The organism is Pseudomonas moorei (assembly GCF_042846945.1).
GTDB lineage: Bacteria > Pseudomonadota > Gammaproteobacteria > Pseudomonadales > Pseudomonadaceae > Aquipseudomonas > Aquipseudomonas moorei.
The window spans coordinates 1,300,471-1,317,968 of the sequence record NZ_AP035776.1 but is presented as its reverse complement, the minus strand read 5'-3'; the positions used below and the strand labels follow the sequence as shown (position 1 = coordinate 1,317,968).

16 protein-coding genes are annotated in these 17,498 nt (G+C 60.2%); 6 read left to right on the top strand and 10 right to left on the bottom strand.

The window, feature by feature from the left end:
- Positions 1-61: 61 nt before the first annotated feature.
- The 4 genes from ACGJAX_RS06250 to ACGJAX_RS06235 form a co-directional block, all read right to left on the bottom strand.
- The gene (locus ACGJAX_RS06250; RefSeq protein WP_390957914.1) at positions 62-1,720 is read right to left on the bottom strand and encodes a sodium-dependent inorganic phosphate transporter; all 1,659 of its coding nucleotides are present in this window, start codon (positions 1,718-1,720) and stop codon (positions 62-64) included.
- 287 nt (positions 1,721-2,007) lie between these two features.
- Complete coding sequence (locus ACGJAX_RS06245; RefSeq protein ID WP_247255191.1) at positions 2,008-2,775, bottom strand: TerC family protein; 768 nt, start codon at positions 2,773-2,775, stop codon at positions 2,008-2,010.
- Between the two features lie 85 nt (positions 2,776-2,860).
- Positions 2,861-4,168 (bottom strand): citrate:proton symporter, encoded by a 1,308-nt coding sequence (locus tag ACGJAX_RS06240; RefSeq protein ID WP_390957912.1) that lies wholly within the window; start codon positions 4,166-4,168, stop codon positions 2,861-2,863.
- Between the two features lie 359 nt (positions 4,169-4,527).
- Positions 4,528-4,854, bottom strand: a complete 327-nt coding sequence (locus tag ACGJAX_RS06235) for a DOPA 4,5-dioxygenase family protein (RefSeq protein ID WP_390957910.1) — start codon at positions 4,852-4,854, stop codon at positions 4,528-4,530.
- A gap of 84 nt (positions 4,855-4,938) precedes the next feature.
- Here ACGJAX_RS06235 and ACGJAX_RS06230 point away from each other — a divergent pair, with 84 nt between their 5' ends.
- The gene (locus ACGJAX_RS06230) at positions 4,939-5,601 is read left to right on the top strand and encodes an NAD(P)H-binding protein (RefSeq protein WP_390957908.1); all 663 of its coding nucleotides are present in this window, start codon (positions 4,939-4,941) and stop codon (positions 5,599-5,601) included.
- Here the strand turns inward: ACGJAX_RS06230 and ACGJAX_RS06225 are convergent.
- Positions 5,598-6,548: a choline sulfate utilization transcriptional regulator gene (locus ACGJAX_RS06225; protein ID WP_390957906.1), complete on the bottom strand. Its 951-nt coding sequence runs from the start codon at positions 6,546-6,548 to the stop codon at positions 5,598-5,600. The genes ACGJAX_RS06230 and ACGJAX_RS06225 overlap by 4 nt on opposite strands.
- 114 nt (positions 6,549-6,662) lie before the next feature.
- Here ACGJAX_RS06225 and betC point away from each other — a divergent pair, with 114 nt between their 5' ends.
- The 3 genes from betC (at position 6,663) to ACGJAX_RS06210 (ending at position 10,891) form a co-directional block, all read left to right on the top strand.
- Entirely contained in the window at positions 6,663-8,177 is a 1,515-nt protein-coding gene (gene betC / locus ACGJAX_RS06220) for a choline-sulfatase (RefSeq protein WP_390957904.1), read from the top strand.
- Positions 8,178-8,193: 16 nt separating this feature from the next.
- Positions 8,194-9,114: a choline ABC transporter substrate-binding protein gene (gene choX, locus ACGJAX_RS06215; protein WP_090327012.1), complete on the top strand. Its 921-nt coding sequence runs from the start codon at positions 8,194-8,196 to the stop codon at positions 9,112-9,114.
- 208 nt (positions 9,115-9,322) lie between these two features.
- On the top strand, positions 9,323-10,891 hold the full coding sequence (locus ACGJAX_RS06210) for a SulP family inorganic anion transporter (protein WP_390957901.1): 1,569 nt from the start codon (positions 9,323-9,325) through the stop codon (positions 10,889-10,891).
- A 63-nt stretch (positions 10,892-10,954) separates the two neighbouring features.
- On the opposite strand, the gene aroE is transcribed toward ACGJAX_RS06210, so the two are convergent.
- Positions 10,955-11,776, bottom strand: a complete 822-nt coding sequence (gene aroE / locus ACGJAX_RS06205) for a shikimate dehydrogenase (RefSeq protein ID WP_390957899.1) — start codon at positions 11,774-11,776, stop codon at positions 10,955-10,957.
- Positions 11,777-11,789: 13 nt separating this feature from the next.
- The gene (hemF, locus tag ACGJAX_RS06200) at positions 11,790-12,704 is read right to left on the bottom strand and encodes an oxygen-dependent coproporphyrinogen oxidase (protein WP_247255199.1); all 915 of its coding nucleotides are present in this window, start codon (positions 12,702-12,704) and stop codon (positions 11,790-11,792) included.
- Between the two features lie 165 nt (positions 12,705-12,869).
- On the opposite strand from hemF, the gene ACGJAX_RS06195 reads away from it, so the two are divergent.
- Positions 12,870-13,847, top strand: coding sequence for an NADPH:quinone reductase (locus ACGJAX_RS06195; protein WP_390957897.1), 978 nt, complete (start codon positions 12,870-12,872; stop codon positions 13,845-13,847).
- 132 nt (positions 13,848-13,979) lie between these two features.
- On the opposite strand, the gene ACGJAX_RS06190 is transcribed toward ACGJAX_RS06195, so the two are convergent.
- From ACGJAX_RS06190 to ACGJAX_RS06180, 3 genes are all read right to left on the bottom strand, one after another.
- Positions 13,980-14,537 (bottom strand): L-threonylcarbamoyladenylate synthase, encoded by a 558-nt coding sequence (locus tag ACGJAX_RS06190; protein ID WP_090326999.1) that lies wholly within the window; start codon positions 14,535-14,537, stop codon positions 13,980-13,982.
- Positions 14,538-14,591: 54 nt separating this feature from the next.
- Positions 14,592-15,698 carry a DNA-processing protein DprA gene (gene dprA / locus ACGJAX_RS06185; protein WP_390957894.1) on the bottom strand — a complete coding sequence of 369 codons (1,107 nt, stop codon included), beginning with the start codon at positions 15,696-15,698 and terminating at the stop codon, positions 14,592-14,594.
- Between the two features lie 81 nt (positions 15,699-15,779).
- A complete protein-coding gene (locus ACGJAX_RS06180; RefSeq protein WP_390957892.1) occupies positions 15,780-16,805 on the bottom strand; it encodes a LysM peptidoglycan-binding domain-containing protein in 1,026 nt (341 codons plus the stop codon).
- 171 nt (positions 16,806-16,976) lie between these two features.
- Here ACGJAX_RS06180 and def point away from each other — a divergent pair, with 171 nt between their 5' ends.
- Positions 16,977-17,483, top strand: coding sequence for a peptide deformylase (gene def, locus ACGJAX_RS06175; protein WP_390957890.1), 507 nt, complete (start codon positions 16,977-16,979; stop codon positions 17,481-17,483).
- Positions 17,484-17,498 lie beyond the last annotated feature (15 nt).

The following is a 17,498-nucleotide window of genomic DNA, read 5'->3' as shown; positions in this document are numbered from 1 at the left end:
TGCCCGCGAAGACGGCCTTGGAGCTGAATCAATAGTACTGACTGACCATGCTGCCAGACGTTCAAGGCGAATGTGTAATGTCGGTCAAATCATCGACCGCCAGCGCACCGGTTTCGGCCGTTTCCAACACCACATAGGCACTGCTGCAGAACAGTGAGTTCAGACGCTTCATGTCGGCGATCAACTCCAGGTGCAGCGAACTGGTCTCGAGACTCTGCACGATCTTACGTTGCAAACGGCTGACATGCGCATGGGCCATGCGGCGCTCCTGAGCGCGAAAGCGACGTTTCTCGCGCAACAACTGGCGGGCACTTTCCTTGTCGGCACTGAGGAACACCGACAATCCCAGACGCAGGTTGGAGATCAACTGGCTGTGCAGCCCTGCCAACTCTTCCAGGCCGACCTCGGAAAACGACCGACGCTGGGACGTTTTCTGCTGCTGCACTTTACGCAGCATGCGTTCGATCAAGTCGCTGGCGAGCTTGAGGTTGATCGCCAGCTCGATAATTTCCGCCCAGCGCCGGCTGTCCTGATCACTGAGGTCTTCCCGGGGCATTTGCGCCAGATACAGCTTGATCGCACTGTAGAGCGCCTCGACATCATCGGTCAGACGCCGCACTTCCTGGGTCACGGCGGTTTGCTTGCCCTGCAGCACATCGAGCATGGCCTCGAGCATGTTGTCGATCAGATCCCCCATGCGCAGGGTTTCCCGGGCGGCGTTGGCCAGCGCCAGGCTGGGCGTGACCAACGCCGTCGGATCCAGGTGCCGGGGTTTGGCCATGCCGTTGGCTTGCGGGCGCTCCGGCAGTACCCACGCACAGAACCTGGCCATCGGCTCGACACTGGGCAGCAGGATCAGGCAGCGCGCGGTGTTGTAAAGCAGATGGAAGCCAATGACCATTTCCTGCGGGCTGAAATCCAGACTATCGAGCCAGTGCACCAGCGGGTCGAGCACAGGAATGATCAGCAACAGGCCGATCAGCTTGTACAACAGGCTGCCCAGCGCCACCTGGCGGCCGGCGGAGTTCTGCATGCTGGTACTGAGGAACGCGAGAATGCCGCTGCCGATATTGGCGCCGATCACCAGGCCGATCGCTACCGGCAGGCTGATCACGCTGGCGCCGGCCAGGGTTGCGGTCAGCAGCACCGCCGCCAGGCTGGAGTAGGAAATCATCGCGAACATCGCGCCGACCAGGGCATCGAGCAGGATATCGCCGGTCAGGGAGGCAAAGATCACCTTCACCCCTTGGGCGTGGGTGATGGGTGCGGCGGCTTCGACGATCAGTTGCAAGGCCAGAATGATCAAACCCAGGCCAATGGCCACGCGGCCCATCTGACCCAGGCGGGTCTGTTTGCGCGACAGGAAAAAAATCACCCCGAGAAAGATCAGCAGCGGCGACAGCCATGACAGATCGAAGGTCAACACCCGCGCCATCAGCGCGGTACCGACATCGGCGCCCAGCATGGTCGCCAGCGCCGGGGTCAACGCCATCAGGCCCTGACCGACAAACGAGGTCACGAGCATGGCGGTGGCGTTGCTGCTCTGGACCATGGCCGTCACCACAATCCCCGCGATAAACGCCAGCCAGCGCTTGGACATGTTCTGGCCAATCACGTGGCGCAGGTTGGAACCGTAAACCCGCAGGATGCCGGTTCGGACGATGTGCGTGCCCCAGATCAACAGGGCCACGGCAGATAATAAATTGAGCAGGGTGAGCATACAGGCCCCCTGTGGTGGTAGCGCCCCAAAGGAGCAAGTTGACGGTGCCGCGCTTTTTTCTACGTTTTGTACTTAAGCTGTAGTTGGCTAACGGTCTGGGCGCCAGCATCGCATAGCTAAAGTAGCGATTGAAACAAAACCGTCATGAAACCTGACCTTCCAGCCACCCAAAACAAATGTGAGAGCGAGCTTGCTCGCGATTGGGCCCTCACATTCAACATTGATGTTGAATGATGGACCGCTATCGCGAGCAGGCTCGCTCCCACAGGGCGTTGCGTATTTGCGGGTTACTGGCCCGGAATGTCCTTGCGCAGTTTCACCGGGTCACGCTGCTGTTTCTTTCTTGCAATCGCAGTGCGCATCTTGATGTTGATCGCTTCCACCGCCAGCGAGAACGCCATGGCGAAATAGACGTAGCCTTTTGGCACGTGCACGTCGAAGGATTCGGCAATCAGCACCGTACCGACCACCAACAGGAACGACAGCGCCAGCATCTTCAGCGAAGGGTGCTTGTCGATGAACTCGCTGATGGTGCCGGAAGCCCACATCATCACCAATACGGCCACGATGATGGCCGCGACCATGACCGGTACGTAGGAGACCATGCCGACCGCGGTGATTACCGAGTCCAGGGAGAACACGATGTCAATGATCGCAATCTGGATGATGGTGTAGAGGAAATTGCCGCCCGCGCCACTCGGCTCGTCGTTGGTTTCGTCTTCGCCTTCCAGCGCGTGGTACATCTCCTGCGAGCTTTTCCACAACAGGAACAGGCCACCGAAGAACAGGATCAGGTCTCGCCCGGAAATACCCTGGCCGAACACGACGAACAGGTCGGCGGTGAGGCGCATGACCCAAGTGATCGACAGCAACAATAGAATCCGCGTGACCATGGCCAGCGCCAGCCCGAAAATCCGGGTGCGCGCCTGCATGTGTTTGGGCATGCGGCTGACCAGGATCGAAATCATGATGATGTTATCGATACCCAAGACGATTTCCAGGGCGGTCAGGGTAAAGAAGGCAACCCAGATTTCAGGGTTGGTCAGCCATTCCATGTGTATTCCTTTGAGCGAGTGTTAAACCACGAAGGGCCCGGGCTTCAAACCAAAAAGCCTGGACCCGAAGTGGTGAGTCTTGGGCTTATAGCGTGCTGAACAGCGGGAAAATCCCCATCAGCAATGCGGCAACCAGTATGCACATGCACACCAGCACTGCCCATTTCAGGGTGAAGCGCTGATGGTCACCGAAATCGATACCGGCCAGGGCCACCAACAGGTAGGTCGATGGTACCAGCGGGCTCAGCAAGTGGACGGGCTGACCGACGATCGAGGCACGTGCCATTTCCACTGCGGTAATACCGTAGTGGCTGGCGGCTTCGGCAAGTACCGGTAACACGCCGTAATAAAACGCATCGTTCGACATGAAGAACGTGAACGGCATGCTCACCAGCGCCGTGATCACGGCCAGGTAAGGGCCGAGGAAATCAGGGATCACTGCCAACAGGCTTTTCGACATGGCATCCACCATACCGGTGCCCGACAGGATGCCGGTAAAAATACCGGCGGCAAAGATCAGCCCGACCACCGCCAGAACGCTGCCGGCGTGGGCCGCGATACGATCTTTCTGCTGTTGCAGGCACGGATAGTTGACGATCATCGCAATACTGAACGCCACCATGAACAGCACGGGCAGCGGCAACAGACCAGCGATCAGGGTGCACATCAACGCCAGGGTCAGGGCACCGTTGAACCAGATCAGGTTCGGACGACGGGCATCCGGGAACTGCGAAACACTGATTACGCTGTGGTCGACTTCATCGCCAACCAGATGCAGCTCACCCAGACGCGCCCGCTCACGCTTGCCGTAGAAGTAGGCAATGACGAGGATCGCCAGCACACCGGCAGCCATCGCCGGAATCATCGGCACGAAGATCGCCGACGGATCCACATGCAATGCACTGGCGGCGCGAGCGGTCGGGCCACCCCACGGGGTCATGTTCATCACGCCACCGGCGAGGATGATCAGGCCGGCCATGATCCGCGGGCTCATGCCGATACGGCTGTAAAGCGGCAGCATGGCGGCCACGCAAATCATATAAGTGGTCGCGCCGTCACCATCGAGGGAGACGACGAGCGCCAGTACGGCGGTGCCGACCGAAACTTTCAACGGGTCGCCCTTGACCAGCTTGAGGATCTTGCGCACGGCCGGGTCGAAAAGACCCGAATCGATCATCAGGGCGAAGTACAGAATGGCGAACATCAGCATCACGCCGGTCGGCGCAAGCTTGGTAATGCCTTCGAGCATCATCGGGCCGATTTTCGGGGCAAAGCCGCCGAACAGGGCGAAGACGATCGGGATGATGATCAGGGCGATCAGCGCGGACAGGCGCTTGGTCATGATCAGGAACATGAACGTGATGACCATGGCGAAGCCAAGGAAAGTCAGCATGGGAATACTCCAGGCGTAGCGCGGCTAGGGAAAGGGCGGATCGGGCGGGATCAGCGCAGAACGGCAAGCACGAGGCGTACGGACGGAGTTGGAGCGAAGCGGCGGATAGAAGAGGACATCAGGATCACCATTGTTGTTGTTAAATGGGCCGGGCGAGCAATCGCACACTCGTGTTGGCCAACCGGTCTGTTGCCGGCAGTGGGGGCGATCCTAATCGGGGAAGCTTTCAGCCAGCTTTCGCCGATGAAAGCTTTGACCGGATGCATAACCGGTCGTCGGACGCTATCTGGACCGACAACCGCTTGCCGAGGCTGCATTCGAACGAGCATTCGCCGGGCGAGCCTGAAGAAAGCATCTGATCAAAAAATAGACAGATCCAGTGGGCGAATCGCGCCCATCCAGATGGCGTGCTCGCTGTGGTCCAGCAGATCGTCGCCGGTGTCCGGGTGCAGGAACACCACCAGACCCTTGCGGTTGAGCGCCAGCCACGGCAACACATCGCCGATGAGCTCAGGTCCGAAGGCCAGCTGGCAACTCCAGTCCGGATGCGGGCCGACGGGGCGTTCGTGGACGCGGCCCATCTTCAGCGGAAACAATTGTGCTGCCTGTTCACACAACGCCCGAGCCTGATCGATGGTGCTGGCATCGAAGTAAACATGGGCGTGATAGCCCTTGATCCGTTGCATTTGAATCCCTCCAAAACCCGGTCGAACCCTCACCGTTTCCCACAGGTCACACGCCATATACGCAGAAAACAACGGAGCCCGGCCATGAAAAATGCCGAAACCCCGGCGGTGAAGGTGGTGCTTTATGGTGCCATGAGTAGCCTCGGCAGCGCGCTGATGGCTGAAATGTTGCGCCGCCAACATGAAGTGATCGCCATTCTCGATGACCTGACGGCACTCGCGCCACGTCCGGGCTTGCGCACAAAGACGGGCGACCTGTTTGACGCCGATCGGGTCAAGCAAAGCGTGGCGGGCAGCTCAGCTGTCATCTGCTTGTTGGACGCGCCAGGATTACCCTTCAACAGCGAATATGTAGAAAAGACCATCGTACCGGGCCCCGTCGAGCAGGTGCTGGCGGTGGATGCATTGATCGATGGTATGCGGGCGGCGGGCGTTGCACGGTTGTTTCTGGTGGGTGACTTCGAGGTGCTGGACGATCCCGAGATTGACGACGGCCTGCAACGTCACGCGGCCGAAGAAATACGCGAAGCGCTGCAAAGCAGCGCCTTGCAGTGGACACTGGTAAACGCCCCGCGGGGCGTGCCCGGACTGACCATCGAACATTTCAGTCAGGTCAGCAGCAGCCTGGAGCCAGGTCTGGCAGATCCATTGAAACGTCTGACCCGGACTGCCGTGGGAATCGCGGATGAATTGCGTTTGAACCTGCACATCGGCGAGCACGTCAACTTCATCGCGGCTGAACCCTAAACCGCAATCGAGGGCAGGGCCAGACCATTGAGCGATTGCGCACTGCTGGCCTGCTCGGCCATCAACCAGTCGACAAACTGTTGAATCAACGCGCCGCGCCGCTTGCGTTGCGGCAGGACCACGTAATAGCCCAGCCGGGATATCACCGTCTCGGCGATGGGACGGCACAACAGACCTTGCGCCAGCAAGTTATCCACAAGGTGGCGCCAGCCGATGGCCACGCCCTGACCGCCAATCGCGGCCTGGATCAGCAGGGTGTAGTTGTCGAAACGCAACTGGCCAGGCGCCGGGGGAGAGGTAATCCCCAAGGCGCGAAACACGCCGCTCCAATCAAACCAGTGGCTGCTGTTTTCACCGCGAAGGTGCAACAACGGAAACTCCAGCAGCGCCTGGGCGGGCAAGGGCAGGGGACGCTCACTCAGCAACTGCGGGCTGCACACCGGGAAAACTTCCTCACTGAACAGCCAATGGCTTTCGCCCTGTTTGAAGCGGCCATCACCGAACAGCACCGCCACATCGATATCGGTACGTAGCATGTTATGGCTGCGCTCACTGGTCACCAGGCTGACGTCCACCTGCGGATGGGCCGCGTGAAAGCGATGCAGGCGCGGCATCAGCCAGTACGCCGCGAATGCGAAATCAGTCGCGACTTGCAGCACCTCATGCTGTTGTTGTGCACTGATAGCGCTTAATCCTGCATCGATTTGCTGCAAACCGATCTGAACTTGCTCGAAAAGAATCATCCCGGCCTCGGTCAGTTCGATCCCGCGATAAATACGATCGAACAGGCGTGTCGCCAGTCGTTCTTCCAACCGTTTGATCTGCTGACTGATGGCCGGTTGCGTGGTGCCGAGTTCAACAGCGGCGGCAGTGAAACTGCGTTGGCGGGCCGCGGACTCGAACGCACGAAGCAAATCCAGGGACAGGTCACCCAGGGCGTCATACATAAGCTGTGCTTATCCTAGTCATTGCCGTACATGGGCTTTACCGCAATGTGCATGGGTTACATGCTCGATCGCAGCACTCTCGCATAAACATCCACTATGGAATGCCGCGATCACATGAAGCGCAAGAACATTCTTTTCATCATGGCCGATCAGATGGCCGCGCCAATGTTGCCGTTCTACGGTCCTTCGCCGATCAAACTGCCTAATCTCAGTCGCCTCGCCGCCCAAGGCGTGGTATTCGACGCCGCGTACTGCAACAGCCCTCTGTGTGCGCCATCGCGCTTTACCCTGGTCAGCGGTCAGTTGCCGAGCAAGATTGGCGCCTACGACAACGCAGCGGATTTCCCGGCCGATGTACCGACCTATGCCCACTATCTGCGTCGCCTCGGCTACCGCACCGCGCTGTCGGGCAAGATGCATTTCTGCGGCCCGGACCAATTGCACGGCTATGAAGAACGTCTGACCAGCGATATCTATCCAGCCGACTACGGCTGGGCAGTGAATTGGGACGAGCCGGATGTGCGCCCGTCCTGGTATCACAACATGTCTTCGGTGCTGCAAGCCGGACCCTGCGTACGCACCAATCAACTCGATTTTGACGAAGAAGTGGTGTTCAAGGCCCAGCAGTATTTGTTCGATCACATCCGCGAAGACGGCGACCGGCCGTTCTGCCTGACCGTTTCGATGACTCACCCCCATGATCCGTACACCATTCCCAAGGCATTCTGGGATCTGTACGACGATGCCGATATCCCGTTGCCTGTGACGCCGGATCAACACGAACTCGACCCGCATTCGCAACGCTTGCTCAAGGTCTACGACCTGTGGGACAAGCCGCTGCCTGTGGATAAGATCCGCGACGCCCGCCGCGCCTATTTCGGCGCGTGCAGCTATATCGATAGCAACGTCGGCAAACTCCTGCAAACACTCGAAGATACCGGGCTCATCGATGACACCATCATCGTGTTCTCTGGCGACCACGGCGACATGCTCGGTGAGCGTGGCCTCTGGTACAAAATGCACTGGTATGAAATGGCGGCTCGCGTGCCCCTGTTGATAAGTGCCCCGGGGCAATTCGGCGCCGGTCGTGTCAGCGCCTCAGTGTCCACTGCCGACCTGCTGCCGACCTTCGTCGAACTGGCGGGCGGTTCGCTGGAACCGGGCTTGCCGCTCGATGGCCGTTCACTGGTTCCGCACCTGCAAGGGCAGGGCGGTCACGACGAAGTGTTCGGCGAGTACATGGCCGAAGGCACCATCAGCCCGTTGATGATGATTCGCCGCGGCGCCTACAAATTCATCTACAGCGAAGACGACCCTTGCCTACTCTTCGATGTGCACAATGACCCGCACGAACTGGAAGAACTCAGCCAGTCTCCGCAACATCGCCTGCTGTTCGACGATTTTCTCGCCGAAGCGCGGGCCCGATGGGACATCCCCGCGATCCACCAACAGGTGCTCGCGAGCCAACGACGCCGGCGTTTCGTTGCCGATGCGCTGACCATCGGCAAACTGAAGAGCTGGGATCACCAGCCGCTGGTGGACGCCAGTCAGCAGTACATGCGCAACCACATCGACCTTGATGATCTGGAGCGTAAAGCACGTTATCCACAACCCTGCCAAAACCAATAATGTTAAGGGGAAGTCCATGCAAAGGTTATCCACAATACTGACGGTCGGGCTCCTGGCTCTGGGCAGCACTTCGGCGTTTGCCGATCAGAGCTGCGATACGGTGAAAATGGCCGATCCTGGCTGGAGCGACATCGCCGCGACCAACGCCATCACCGGGTTTCTGCTGGACGGCATGGGCTACAAGGCCAAGGTCGACACCCTGGCGGTGCCGATCACCTATGGCGGACTCAAGGATGGCCAGGTCGATGTGTTCCTGGGTAACTGGATGCCGGCGCAGCAGGGTTTCTACGACAAATTCGTCGCCACCGGCGATGTCACGCAACTGTCGAAGAACCTCGATGGCACGGAATTCACCCTCGCCGTCCCGGACTATGTATGGGACGCGGGTGTGCATAACTTTGCCGACCTGAACAAGTTCGCCGACAAGTTCGACAAGAAGATCTACGGCATCGGCTCCGGCGCGCCCGCGAATGCCTCGTTGCAGGAAATCATCAAGAAGAACGACTTCGACATGGGTCAGTGGAAACTGGTCGAATCCAGCGAACAGGCGATGCTCGCCGAAGTGTCTCGCGCCGTGAAAAAACAGAAGTTCGTGACCTTCCTCGGCTGGACCCCGCACCCGATGAACGTGCAGCTGAAAATGCATTACCTCAAGGGCGGCGAGAAGTATTTCGGCGATACCGGCAGCGTCCACACCCTGACCCGCAAAGGTTATGCACAGGCCTGTCCGAACGTTGGCAAGCTGCTGACCAACCTGAGTTTCACCCAGGAGATGGAAAACAGCATCATGGCCGAGGTGGTGAACAAGAAAATCAGCAATGCCGACGCGGCCAAGGCATGGATCAAGGCCAACCCGGCGGTGCTGGACAAGTGGCTTGATGGCGTGAAGACCGTGGATGGCAAGGATGCGTTGCCGGCGGTGAAAGCCAGGCTCTGATAATGACCTGTGGCGAGAGAGCTTGCTCCCGCTGGAGCGCGTAGCGCTCCCCGTCCGGTCAACTCGGTGAATCTGTCTTATCGAGTCGTCCGGGCTTGCGTCTGCTACGCAGCCGAGCGGGAGCAAGCTCCCTCGCCACAGAAATAGCCCTGCCACAATTTCGTTGTCGTCCTGCTACCCTTGCGAAAATCCCCAACCGAGAGGACCCATGGCCCTTCCCAGTCGCCATTCACTCTTTCCCTTTCTCGCCTGGTTACCCCGGCAAACCCGCGCCAGCGTTGGTCGTGATCTGATTGTCGGGCTCAGTGGCGCCATTCTCGCGCTGCCGCAATCCATCGCCTACGCGCTGATTGCCGGCCTGCCACCGGAATATGGCCTGTACGCGGCGATCATCCCGGTGCTGATTGCTTGTTTGTGGGGTTCGTCGTGGCATTTGATCTGTGGTCCTACGGCGGCCATCTCCATTGTCCTGTACGCCAGCGTCAGTCCTCTGGCCGTTCCCGCGACGCAGGACTACGTCACCTTGATCCTGCTGCTGACGTTCCTGGCCGGGGTTTTCCAGTGGCTGCTGGGTTTGTTGCGGTTTGGCGCACTGGTGAATTTCGTCTCTCACTCTGTGGTGCTGGGCTTCACGCTGGGCGCGGCCATGGTGATTGCCGTCGGCCAGTTGCCCAATCTGCTGGGGCTGGACTTGCCGAGCCAGGCCACTGCCCTGGACAGCTTCATCAATTTATTCAGGCATCTCGACAAGGTGGATAAACCATCTCTGGCACTGGGCCTGGCCACCGTCGTGATCGGCGCGATCCTGAAACTGTTGTTGCCGCGCTGGCCGACCCTGTTGATCACGCTGATGCTGGGCGCGCTGCTGGTTTGGCTCTGGCCAGCAATGTTCGGTCATGTGCAACTGGTCAGCGCCTTCACTGGAAAGTTACCGCCATTCAGCCCGTTACCGCTGGACCTCGACCTGGTCCTGCGCCTGCTGCCCAGTGCCGTGGCCGTGGGCATGCTCGGGCTGGTGACCAGCCTGTCGATTGCCCGCTCGCTGTCCGCACGGTCACAGCAGTTGCTCGACGCCAATCAGGAAGTTCGCGCCCAAGGCTTATCCAACATCATCGGTGCGTTCTTTTCCGGATCGCTGTCAGCCGGCTCCTTTACCCGCTCAGGGCTGAGCTATGAAGCCGGCGCCTGCTCACCATTGGCGGGGGTATTTTCGGCGTTGTGGGTGGCACTGTTCGCGATCTTCGGCGCCAGCCTGATCGCACACATTCCAATCCCGGCCATGGCTGGCAGCATCCTGTTGATCGCCTGGGGATTGGTCGACCATCGCGGCATTCGCGCCTTGCTGCGGGTCAGCCATGCCGAATTCGTGGTGATGGCCCTGACTTGCGTCGCGACCTTGCTGCTGGAATTGCAGACGGCCATCTATGCCGGCGTGCTGGCGTCGCTGTTCTTCTACCTCAAACGCACCTCACAACCGCGGGTACAACATATACGCAATGGCGATGAGGACATTCTGCGGGTCGGCGGTTCGATCTTTTTCGGCGCCAGCCATTACCTGCAAGTGCGCCTGCAACTGATGCACGGCGCACGGGTGGTGATCGAGGCGCAGCAGATCAACTTCATCGACTATTCGGGCGTGGAAATGCTGCATCAGGAAGCGCGGCGATTGCTGCGACAGAATCGCAGCCTGACCCTGCGCCAGGCGCGGCCGCAGGTGGTGGAGGAATTACGCAAGCTCGAAGGCGCGGAGAAATGCCCGATTCGGTTTGAAGACTGAAACACCGCACGGGAAACACACTGAACCCTGTGGCGAGGGAGCAAGCTCCCTCGCCACAAAGGCCTAGAGGGCCAACTGCCGACGCAGCTCGGCCAACACCGGTGCCGTATCCGGGCGCACGCCGCGCCACAGGAAAAAAGCCTCAGCCGCCTGTTCGGCGAGCATGCCCAAGCCATCCATCGCCACTGCGGCACCGTGTTCGCTGGCCCAACGGCAGAACGAGGTTGGTTCCTTGCCATACATCATGTCGTAGCACACCGTTTTGCCCGGCTCGATCAGGCTGGCGGCGATCGGCGGGACTTCGCCCGACAGGCTGGCGGACGTCGCGTTGATGATCAGGTCCACCGACTCCTGCAACCAGTCATAACCGCTAGCCGATACCGGACCCAGGTCGCAGAACAGCTCCGCCAGCAACTCGGCCTTGTCCACTGTGCGGTTGGCGATGATCACCGACGCCGGTTGCTCCGCCAACAAAGGCTCCAATGCACCGCGCACCGCGCCGCCAGCACCGAGCAGCAGGATGCGTTTGCCCTTGAGGCTGAACCCGGCATTGACTGTCAGGTCGCGCACCAGGCCGGCACCGTCAGTGTTATCGCCCAGCAGAGTGCCATCGGCCAGTTTGCTCAGGGTATTCACCGCCCCGGCCCGTTGGGCCCGCGCCGTCAGGCTGTCGGCGAGACGAAAAGCCTCTTCCTTGAACGGCACAGTGACATTCGCCCCACGACCTTCGAGGAAAAACGCCCGGGCACAGCCGGAAAAATCGTCGAGCGGCACCAGCGAGGTGCTGTAGTCGAGTTTCTGGGCGGTCTGCTCGGCAAACAGGCGATGGATCAGCGGCGACTTGCTGTGACCAATCGGGTTGCCGAATACGACATAACGGTCCATCAGGATTCCTCGTTCAGGCCTTGGCCAACCAATCGCGATCTTGCAGGAAGTATTCGGTCAGGCGCGCTTCTTCGCTGCCCGGTTCGGCCTTCCAGTCATAGCCCCAGCGCACTTGCGGCGGCAGGGACATGAGGATCGACTCGGTACGCCCACCCGATTGCAGGCCGAACAAGGTGCCACGGTCGTAAACCAGGTTGAACTCGACGTAGCGCCCACGGCGGAACTCCTGGAATTCGCGCTGTTTGGCGGTGAACGCATCGTTCTTGCGGCGTTGCACGATCGGCAGATAAGCCTCGATATAGGCATCGCCGATGGCGCGCATGAAGGCGAAACTGGTGTCGAAGTCCCACTCGTTCAGGTCATCGAAAAACAGGCCGCCGATGCCCCGTGGCTCGTGGCGATGCTTGATGTGGAAGTAGCTGTCGCACCAGGCCTTGTAGCGCGAGTAGACATCCGGACCGAACGGCGCGCAGGCCTGCTCGGCGATACGATGCCAGTGCACGCAGTCTTCTTCATTGCCGTAGTAAGGGGTCAGGTCGAAGCCGCCGCCGAACCACCAGACCGGCTCTTCGCCTTCTTTTTCGGCGATGAAAAAGCGCACGTTGGCGTGGGAAGTTGGCACATGCGGGTTGTGCGGGTGGATCACCAGGGACACGCCCAGGGCTTCGAAACCGCGCCCGGCCAGTTCCGGCCGATGGGCACTGGCGGACGGTGGCAGACCGCTGCCGAAGACGTGGGAAAAATTGACGCCGCCCTTTTCGATCACCGCGCCGTTTTCGATCACCCGCGTACGTCCACCGCCACCGGCGGGCCGGGTCCAGGCGTCTTCGACGAAGCGCGTGCCACCGTCTTCGGCTTCCAGGGCAGCGCAAATGCGGTCTTGCAGGTCGAGCAGGTAGGCTTTTACGGCCTCGGTGCGGGTAGTCATGGCATCACCTTGGATCGGGCAAAGCTACGCGGCGCTCCATTGGAGCTCAGCCGGCGCAAATGGGCGCGTAGCATACCACCGCCGATGCGCTCGTCGCAGTTGACGAAGATCAAGCTTAGGAGTCCGATAGGACGCTTTGGTAGAAACGATCTCAGGAGAGTGCAGATGGCAAAGCGTATCCAGTTCCGTGCCCACGGTGGCCCCGAAGTGCTCGAGTATGTGGATTACCAACCCGCCGAGCCCGGCCCGCAACAGGTCCGCGTAAGCAACAAGGCCATCGGCCTGAACTTCATCGATACCTATTACCGCAGCGGCCTCTATTCGCCGCCGTCCCTGCCATCGGGCGTGGGTGCCGAAGGGGCGGGCGTGGTCGAGGCGGTCGGCAGCGAAGTCACCCGATTCAAGGTCGGTGATCGCGTGGCCTATGGCAGCGGGCCATTAGGCGCCTACAGTGACGTGCATGTATTGCCCGCGGCCAACCTGGTGCATCTGCCGGACGCCATCAGCTTCGAACAAGCCGCCGGGGTCATGCTCAAAGGCCTGACCGTGCAATACCTGTTGCGTCAGACCTACGAACTCAAGGGCGGCGAAACCATCTTGTTCCACGCGGCGGCCGGTGGCGTGGGTTCACTGGCTTGCCAATGGGCCAAGGCACTGGGTGTGAAGTTGATCGGCACTGTGAGTTCAGCGGAGAAAGCCGCGCTGGCCAAGGCCAACGGCGCTTGGGCGACCATCGACTACAGCCATGAAAACGTCGCACAGCGCGTACTGGAATTGACTGACGGCAAAAAGGTCCCGGTGGTGTATGACGGCGTCGGCAAGGACACCTGGCTGACTTCGCTCGACAGCGTGGCGCCCCGGGGGCTGGTGGTGAGTTTCGGCAATGCGTCCGGTGCGGTAGACGGGGTGAACCTGGGGATTCTGGCGGCAAAGGGTTCGCTGTACGTGACCCGCCCGACACTGGCGACCTACGCCAACAACGCCGAAAACCTGCAAAGAATGGCCGATGAACTGTTCGAGATGATCATCAGCGGCAAGCTGAAGGTCGATATCAGCCAGCGTTACCCACTGGCTGAAGCGGCGAAGGCCCAGACCGAGTTGTCGGCGCGGCGCACAACGGGGTCAGTGGTGTTGTTGCCTTAACATTTTCAGCGCCTGCCTCGGCCTCATCGCGAGCAAGCCCGCTCCCACAAGGACTGGCTGTGAACACATATTTTGTGAACACCAGGAGCCACTGTGGTAACGGGCTTGCCCGCGATTGAGGTCACCTCGGTCTTAACCCGCGCGCATCACCTGACCGGTCGCCAGATCGCGAATCACGCTCGGATTCTTGCGCCCGCCCAGATTCCCGCCCAGCACCAGATCAAGCTGCCCACGGAAATACTGCTCCACGCGAATCCGCGTGCGCGCCGCCGGCCGGCCCTGTGGGTTGGCGGACGTCGATACCAGCGGCCCGACCAACGAGCACAAGTCCCGCACCAGCGGGTGATCGCTGACCCGCAGGGCCACGGTTTCATGCACGCCGGTAATCCACTGCGGCAACATGTTCTGATGCGGCACCAGCCAGGTGTTCGGCCCCGGCCAGGTACTGGCCATGCGATCCATCCACAACTCCGGGAAGTCGTCGAAAAGGAAGTCGAACTGACGGATGTTGTCGGCGACCAGAATCAGGCCTTTATCCACAGACCGGCCCTTGAGCAGCAACAGCCGCTCCACGGCCTCTTCGTCCCACGGGTCGCAACCCAGACCCCAGACAGCTTCGGTTGGGTAGGCAATCACCGCCCCGGCGCGAATTGCTTGCGCGGCTTGTTGCACACGCCAACTGTTGACCATGAAAAACACTCCAGAATAAGGCTCTGCGCAGTTTACCGATCTTGTTTATAAAACCTAGCTCACCCGTGCAAACCAGCGGCCGTTTTCGCAGACTGCGCGGCCCTCCATCTCCAGTTCCGTCAACGCCCCCAACACTTTGGGCAAGGCCCAGCCGCTGGCATCGGCCAGTGCTTCACTGGAGAGCGGCGCGGCGTGAAGCAGGGTCAGCAATGGGTGGGGCGCCGCCATCTCGGGCGCTTCTGTGGAAAACGGCAGCTGTTGCCAGCCGCGCAGGGCTTCGAGGATATGCTCGATGGTTTCCACCAGCACGGCGCCGTCGCGGATCAGCTGATGGCAACCGCGGGCGCCGGGATGATGGATCGATCCCGGAATCGCATACACCTCGCGCCCCTGTTCCGCCGCCAGCCTCGCGGTGATCAACGAACCGCTGGCAACGCTGGCCTCCACCACCAGCACACCGAGGGACAAACCGCTGATGATCCGGTTGCGTCGCGGAAAGTTGCTGGCGGTCGGTCCGGCGTCCAGCGGGAACTCCGAAAGTACCGCGCTACCCGAGGCGATCATCGTGTCGGCCAGTCGTCGATTGCGCTGTGGATAAAATTTTTCAAGACCCGTGCCAAGTACCCCGACCGTTTGCCCGCCAATGTCCAACGCCGCCTGATGAGCGGCCGCGTCGATGCCCAGGGCCAGACCGCTGGTAACGACAAACCCGGCGCCGGCCAGGCTGCGGGAAAAAGCCGCGGCGGTGTCCATGCCCGGCCTTGATGCACGCCGACTGCCCACCATCGCCAACTGCGGTTTTTCCAGAATGCCGGGGTCGCCGGCGACAAATAACAGCGGCGGCGCATCGCTGATTTGCGCCAGCAGTGAAGGGTAGTCGGGTTGGTCCCACATCAGTAAATGCTGGCCAGGACGCTCTAGCCAAGCCAAAGCGTGGCTGGCGCCATCGCGGATTTCAGCGCATCGCCTGGCCTCGGAACAGGCCAGCGGCAAACCCAGCGCACGCCAGGCACTGGCGGGTGCGCTGATGGCTTTGGACGCCGAACCGAAAGCCTCCAGCAGTTTCTTGAAACGCGCCGGACCCAATTCAGGTAGACGGTGCAGACGTAAACGAGCTTCCAGTTCCGCAGGGGAAACCGGTGTAAAGGCAGGCATCGACATGGATCATCCTTGATCGTTATGAGCACCCGTACAAACGGGAATAAGCTGTGGATAACTCTGTTGGTAACTTGTGAAGCACGCTTACGGATTTCGTACCTTGTCCATCACCGCCAGCGAGCGCGATGCCTTGAGTACCAGCCCGTAGCTGAGCTTGTCGTAGGTGCGGAAGACCATCAGCAGTCCGGCGCGTTCATCGGGGATTTTCAGTGGCTGGCCGGTGATCCGGTCGCGCACGGTTTCGCCGGTCTTCATCACTTCCAGGACATTGCCTTCGGCCAAGCCATCGCGTTGGCCCTTGTTCAGGGTGACCACGTCGAGCGCACCGATCTGGGTGACGCCGCGCGGCACATCGATAATCAAGCCGTTGATTTCGTTTTTGGGGGCACTGGGCATGAAGGTCGAATTGATCGGGCGTTCCTCACCGCTGAACAAACGATCACCGAGGCGCACCTCCTGGGTCGTCTGTTGCAGCGCCAGCGTGGCGACGTCGCCTTCAATGGCGAGGATTTCGCCGCTGCCGATGTCATCGGCGTTGATCCCCAGAAACGCCTGGGTCAGCGGATCGGTGTAGACCTTGCCCTGGCGGAAGATGCCGTAGACCGACTGCGCCGGGTCGAATTGCCCGCGAGCAAAGATGCGATCGCCAACGCCGCTGAGCACCCGCTCGGCGTCCCCGGCCACGATGTAGGGTGCCTGGTCGAAATCCTCGACCTTGTCGACGATACGGTTGCTCAGCAGAAAGCTGTTGATCGACTTTAGAGGAATGCTCGGAATGGCCTCTGCGAACGGGCTGCTGCGCACCCGTGGCGAAAGCTTGATGGTGCCTCGGGAAGGACCGCGATTGAGGGTCAACCGTGGCTGGCCGTCGACGTAGACGAGCGATAGCAAGTCGCCGGGATAAATCAGATCGGGATTTTCGATCCGGGGATTGGCCTGCCAGAGGCCGGGCCACTGCCATGGCTCACGGAGGAATTTTGCCGAGATATCCCAGAGCGTGTCCCCTGCAACCACTGTGTATTGCTGTGGAAAACCTTCCCTGAGCTGCACTTGCCCATGCGCCCAACCTGCCAAGGCCAGAAGGAGCAAGGCGAGTAGTGATTTCCTCATGCGGTGAATCCCTTTATTATGTGCGTTCGCGTGAAACGCCAGAGCCGTCAGTGGCTCGCTCCCGGCTTGCTTATGAAAAGAAGGGAGCTACGTTTTACATAGATAGCCTGCATCTTCTGACTCGCCAGGCCATCGACCCGACCTTACTTCACACGTGCAGTCATCAAGCTTATGGCCATTTTAAACATCCTCGAATTCCCTGATCCGCGCCTGCGCACTATCGCCAAACCAGTGGCCGTAGTGGACGACGAAGTGCGTCAGTTGGTCGATGACATGTTTGAAACAATGTATGAAGCACCGGGCATCGGCCTCGCCGCGACCCAGGTCAACGTGCACAAACGTATCGTCGTGATGGACCTCTCCGAAGATCGCACCGAACCGCGCGTGTTCATCAACCCTGAGCTCGAGCCCCTGACCGACGACATCGGTCAATATCAGGAAGGCTGCCTATCGGTGCCGGGCTTCTACGAAAACGTCGATCGTCCGCAACGGGTCAAGGTCAAGGCCCTGGACCGCGACGGCCAACCTTACGAACTGATCGCCGAAGAACTGCTCGCGGTGTGCATCCAGCACGAATGCGACCACCTGAACGGCAAATTGTTCGTTGACTACCTGTCGACGCTCAAACGCGACCGGATCAAGAAGAAGCTGGAAAAGCTCCACCGCCAGAACGCTTGATGCCCTCCTTCAAAG

Excerpts from the sequence above, each read along its gene's own strand:
- ACGJAX_RS06250 (WP_390957914.1), bottom strand. The coding sequence starts at position 1,720 with ATGCTCACCCTGCTCAATTTATTATCTGCCGTGGCCCTGTTGATCTGG.
- ACGJAX_RS06245 (WP_247255191.1), bottom strand. The coding sequence starts at position 2,775 with ATGGAATGGCTGACCAACCCTGAAATCTGGGTTGCCTTCTTTACCCTG.
- ACGJAX_RS06240 (WP_390957912.1), bottom strand. The coding sequence starts at position 4,168 with ATGCTGACTTTCCTTGGCTTCGCCATGGTCATCACGTTCATGTTCCTG.
- ACGJAX_RS06235 (WP_390957910.1), bottom strand. The coding sequence starts at position 4,854 with ATGCAACGGATCAAGGGCTATCACGCCCATGTTTACTTCGATGCCAGC.
- ACGJAX_RS06230 (WP_390957908.1), top strand. The coding sequence starts at position 4,939 with ATGAAAAATGCCGAAACCCCGGCGGTGAAGGTGGTGCTTTATGGTGCC.
- ACGJAX_RS06225 (WP_390957906.1), bottom strand. The coding sequence starts at position 6,548 with ATGTATGACGCCCTGGGTGACCTGTCCCTGGATTTGCTTCGTGCGTTC.
- betC (WP_390957904.1), top strand. The coding sequence starts at position 6,663 with ATGAAGCGCAAGAACATTCTTTTCATCATGGCCGATCAGATGGCCGCG.
- choX (WP_090327012.1), top strand. The coding sequence starts at position 8,194 with ATGCAAAGGTTATCCACAATACTGACGGTCGGGCTCCTGGCTCTGGGC.
- ACGJAX_RS06210 (WP_390957901.1), top strand. The coding sequence starts at position 9,323 with ATGGCCCTTCCCAGTCGCCATTCACTCTTTCCCTTTCTCGCCTGGTTA.
- aroE (WP_390957899.1), bottom strand. The coding sequence starts at position 11,776 with ATGGACCGTTATGTCGTATTCGGCAACCCGATTGGTCACAGCAAGTCG.
- hemF (WP_247255199.1), bottom strand. The coding sequence starts at position 12,704 with ATGACTACCCGCACCGAGGCCGTAAAAGCCTACCTGCTCGACCTGCAA.
- ACGJAX_RS06195 (WP_390957897.1), top strand. The coding sequence starts at position 12,870 with ATGGCAAAGCGTATCCAGTTCCGTGCCCACGGTGGCCCCGAAGTGCTC.
- ACGJAX_RS06190 (WP_090326999.1), bottom strand. The coding sequence starts at position 14,537 with ATGGTCAACAGTTGGCGTGTGCAACAAGCCGCGCAAGCAATTCGCGCC.
- dprA (WP_390957894.1), bottom strand. The coding sequence starts at position 15,698 with ATGTCGATGCCTGCCTTTACACCGGTTTCCCCTGCGGAACTGGAAGCT.
- ACGJAX_RS06180 (WP_390957892.1), bottom strand. The coding sequence starts at position 16,805 with ATGAGGAAATCACTACTCGCCTTGCTCCTTCTGGCCTTGGCAGGTTGG.
- def (WP_390957890.1), top strand. The coding sequence starts at position 16,977 with ATGGCCATTTTAAACATCCTCGAATTCCCTGATCCGCGCCTGCGCACT.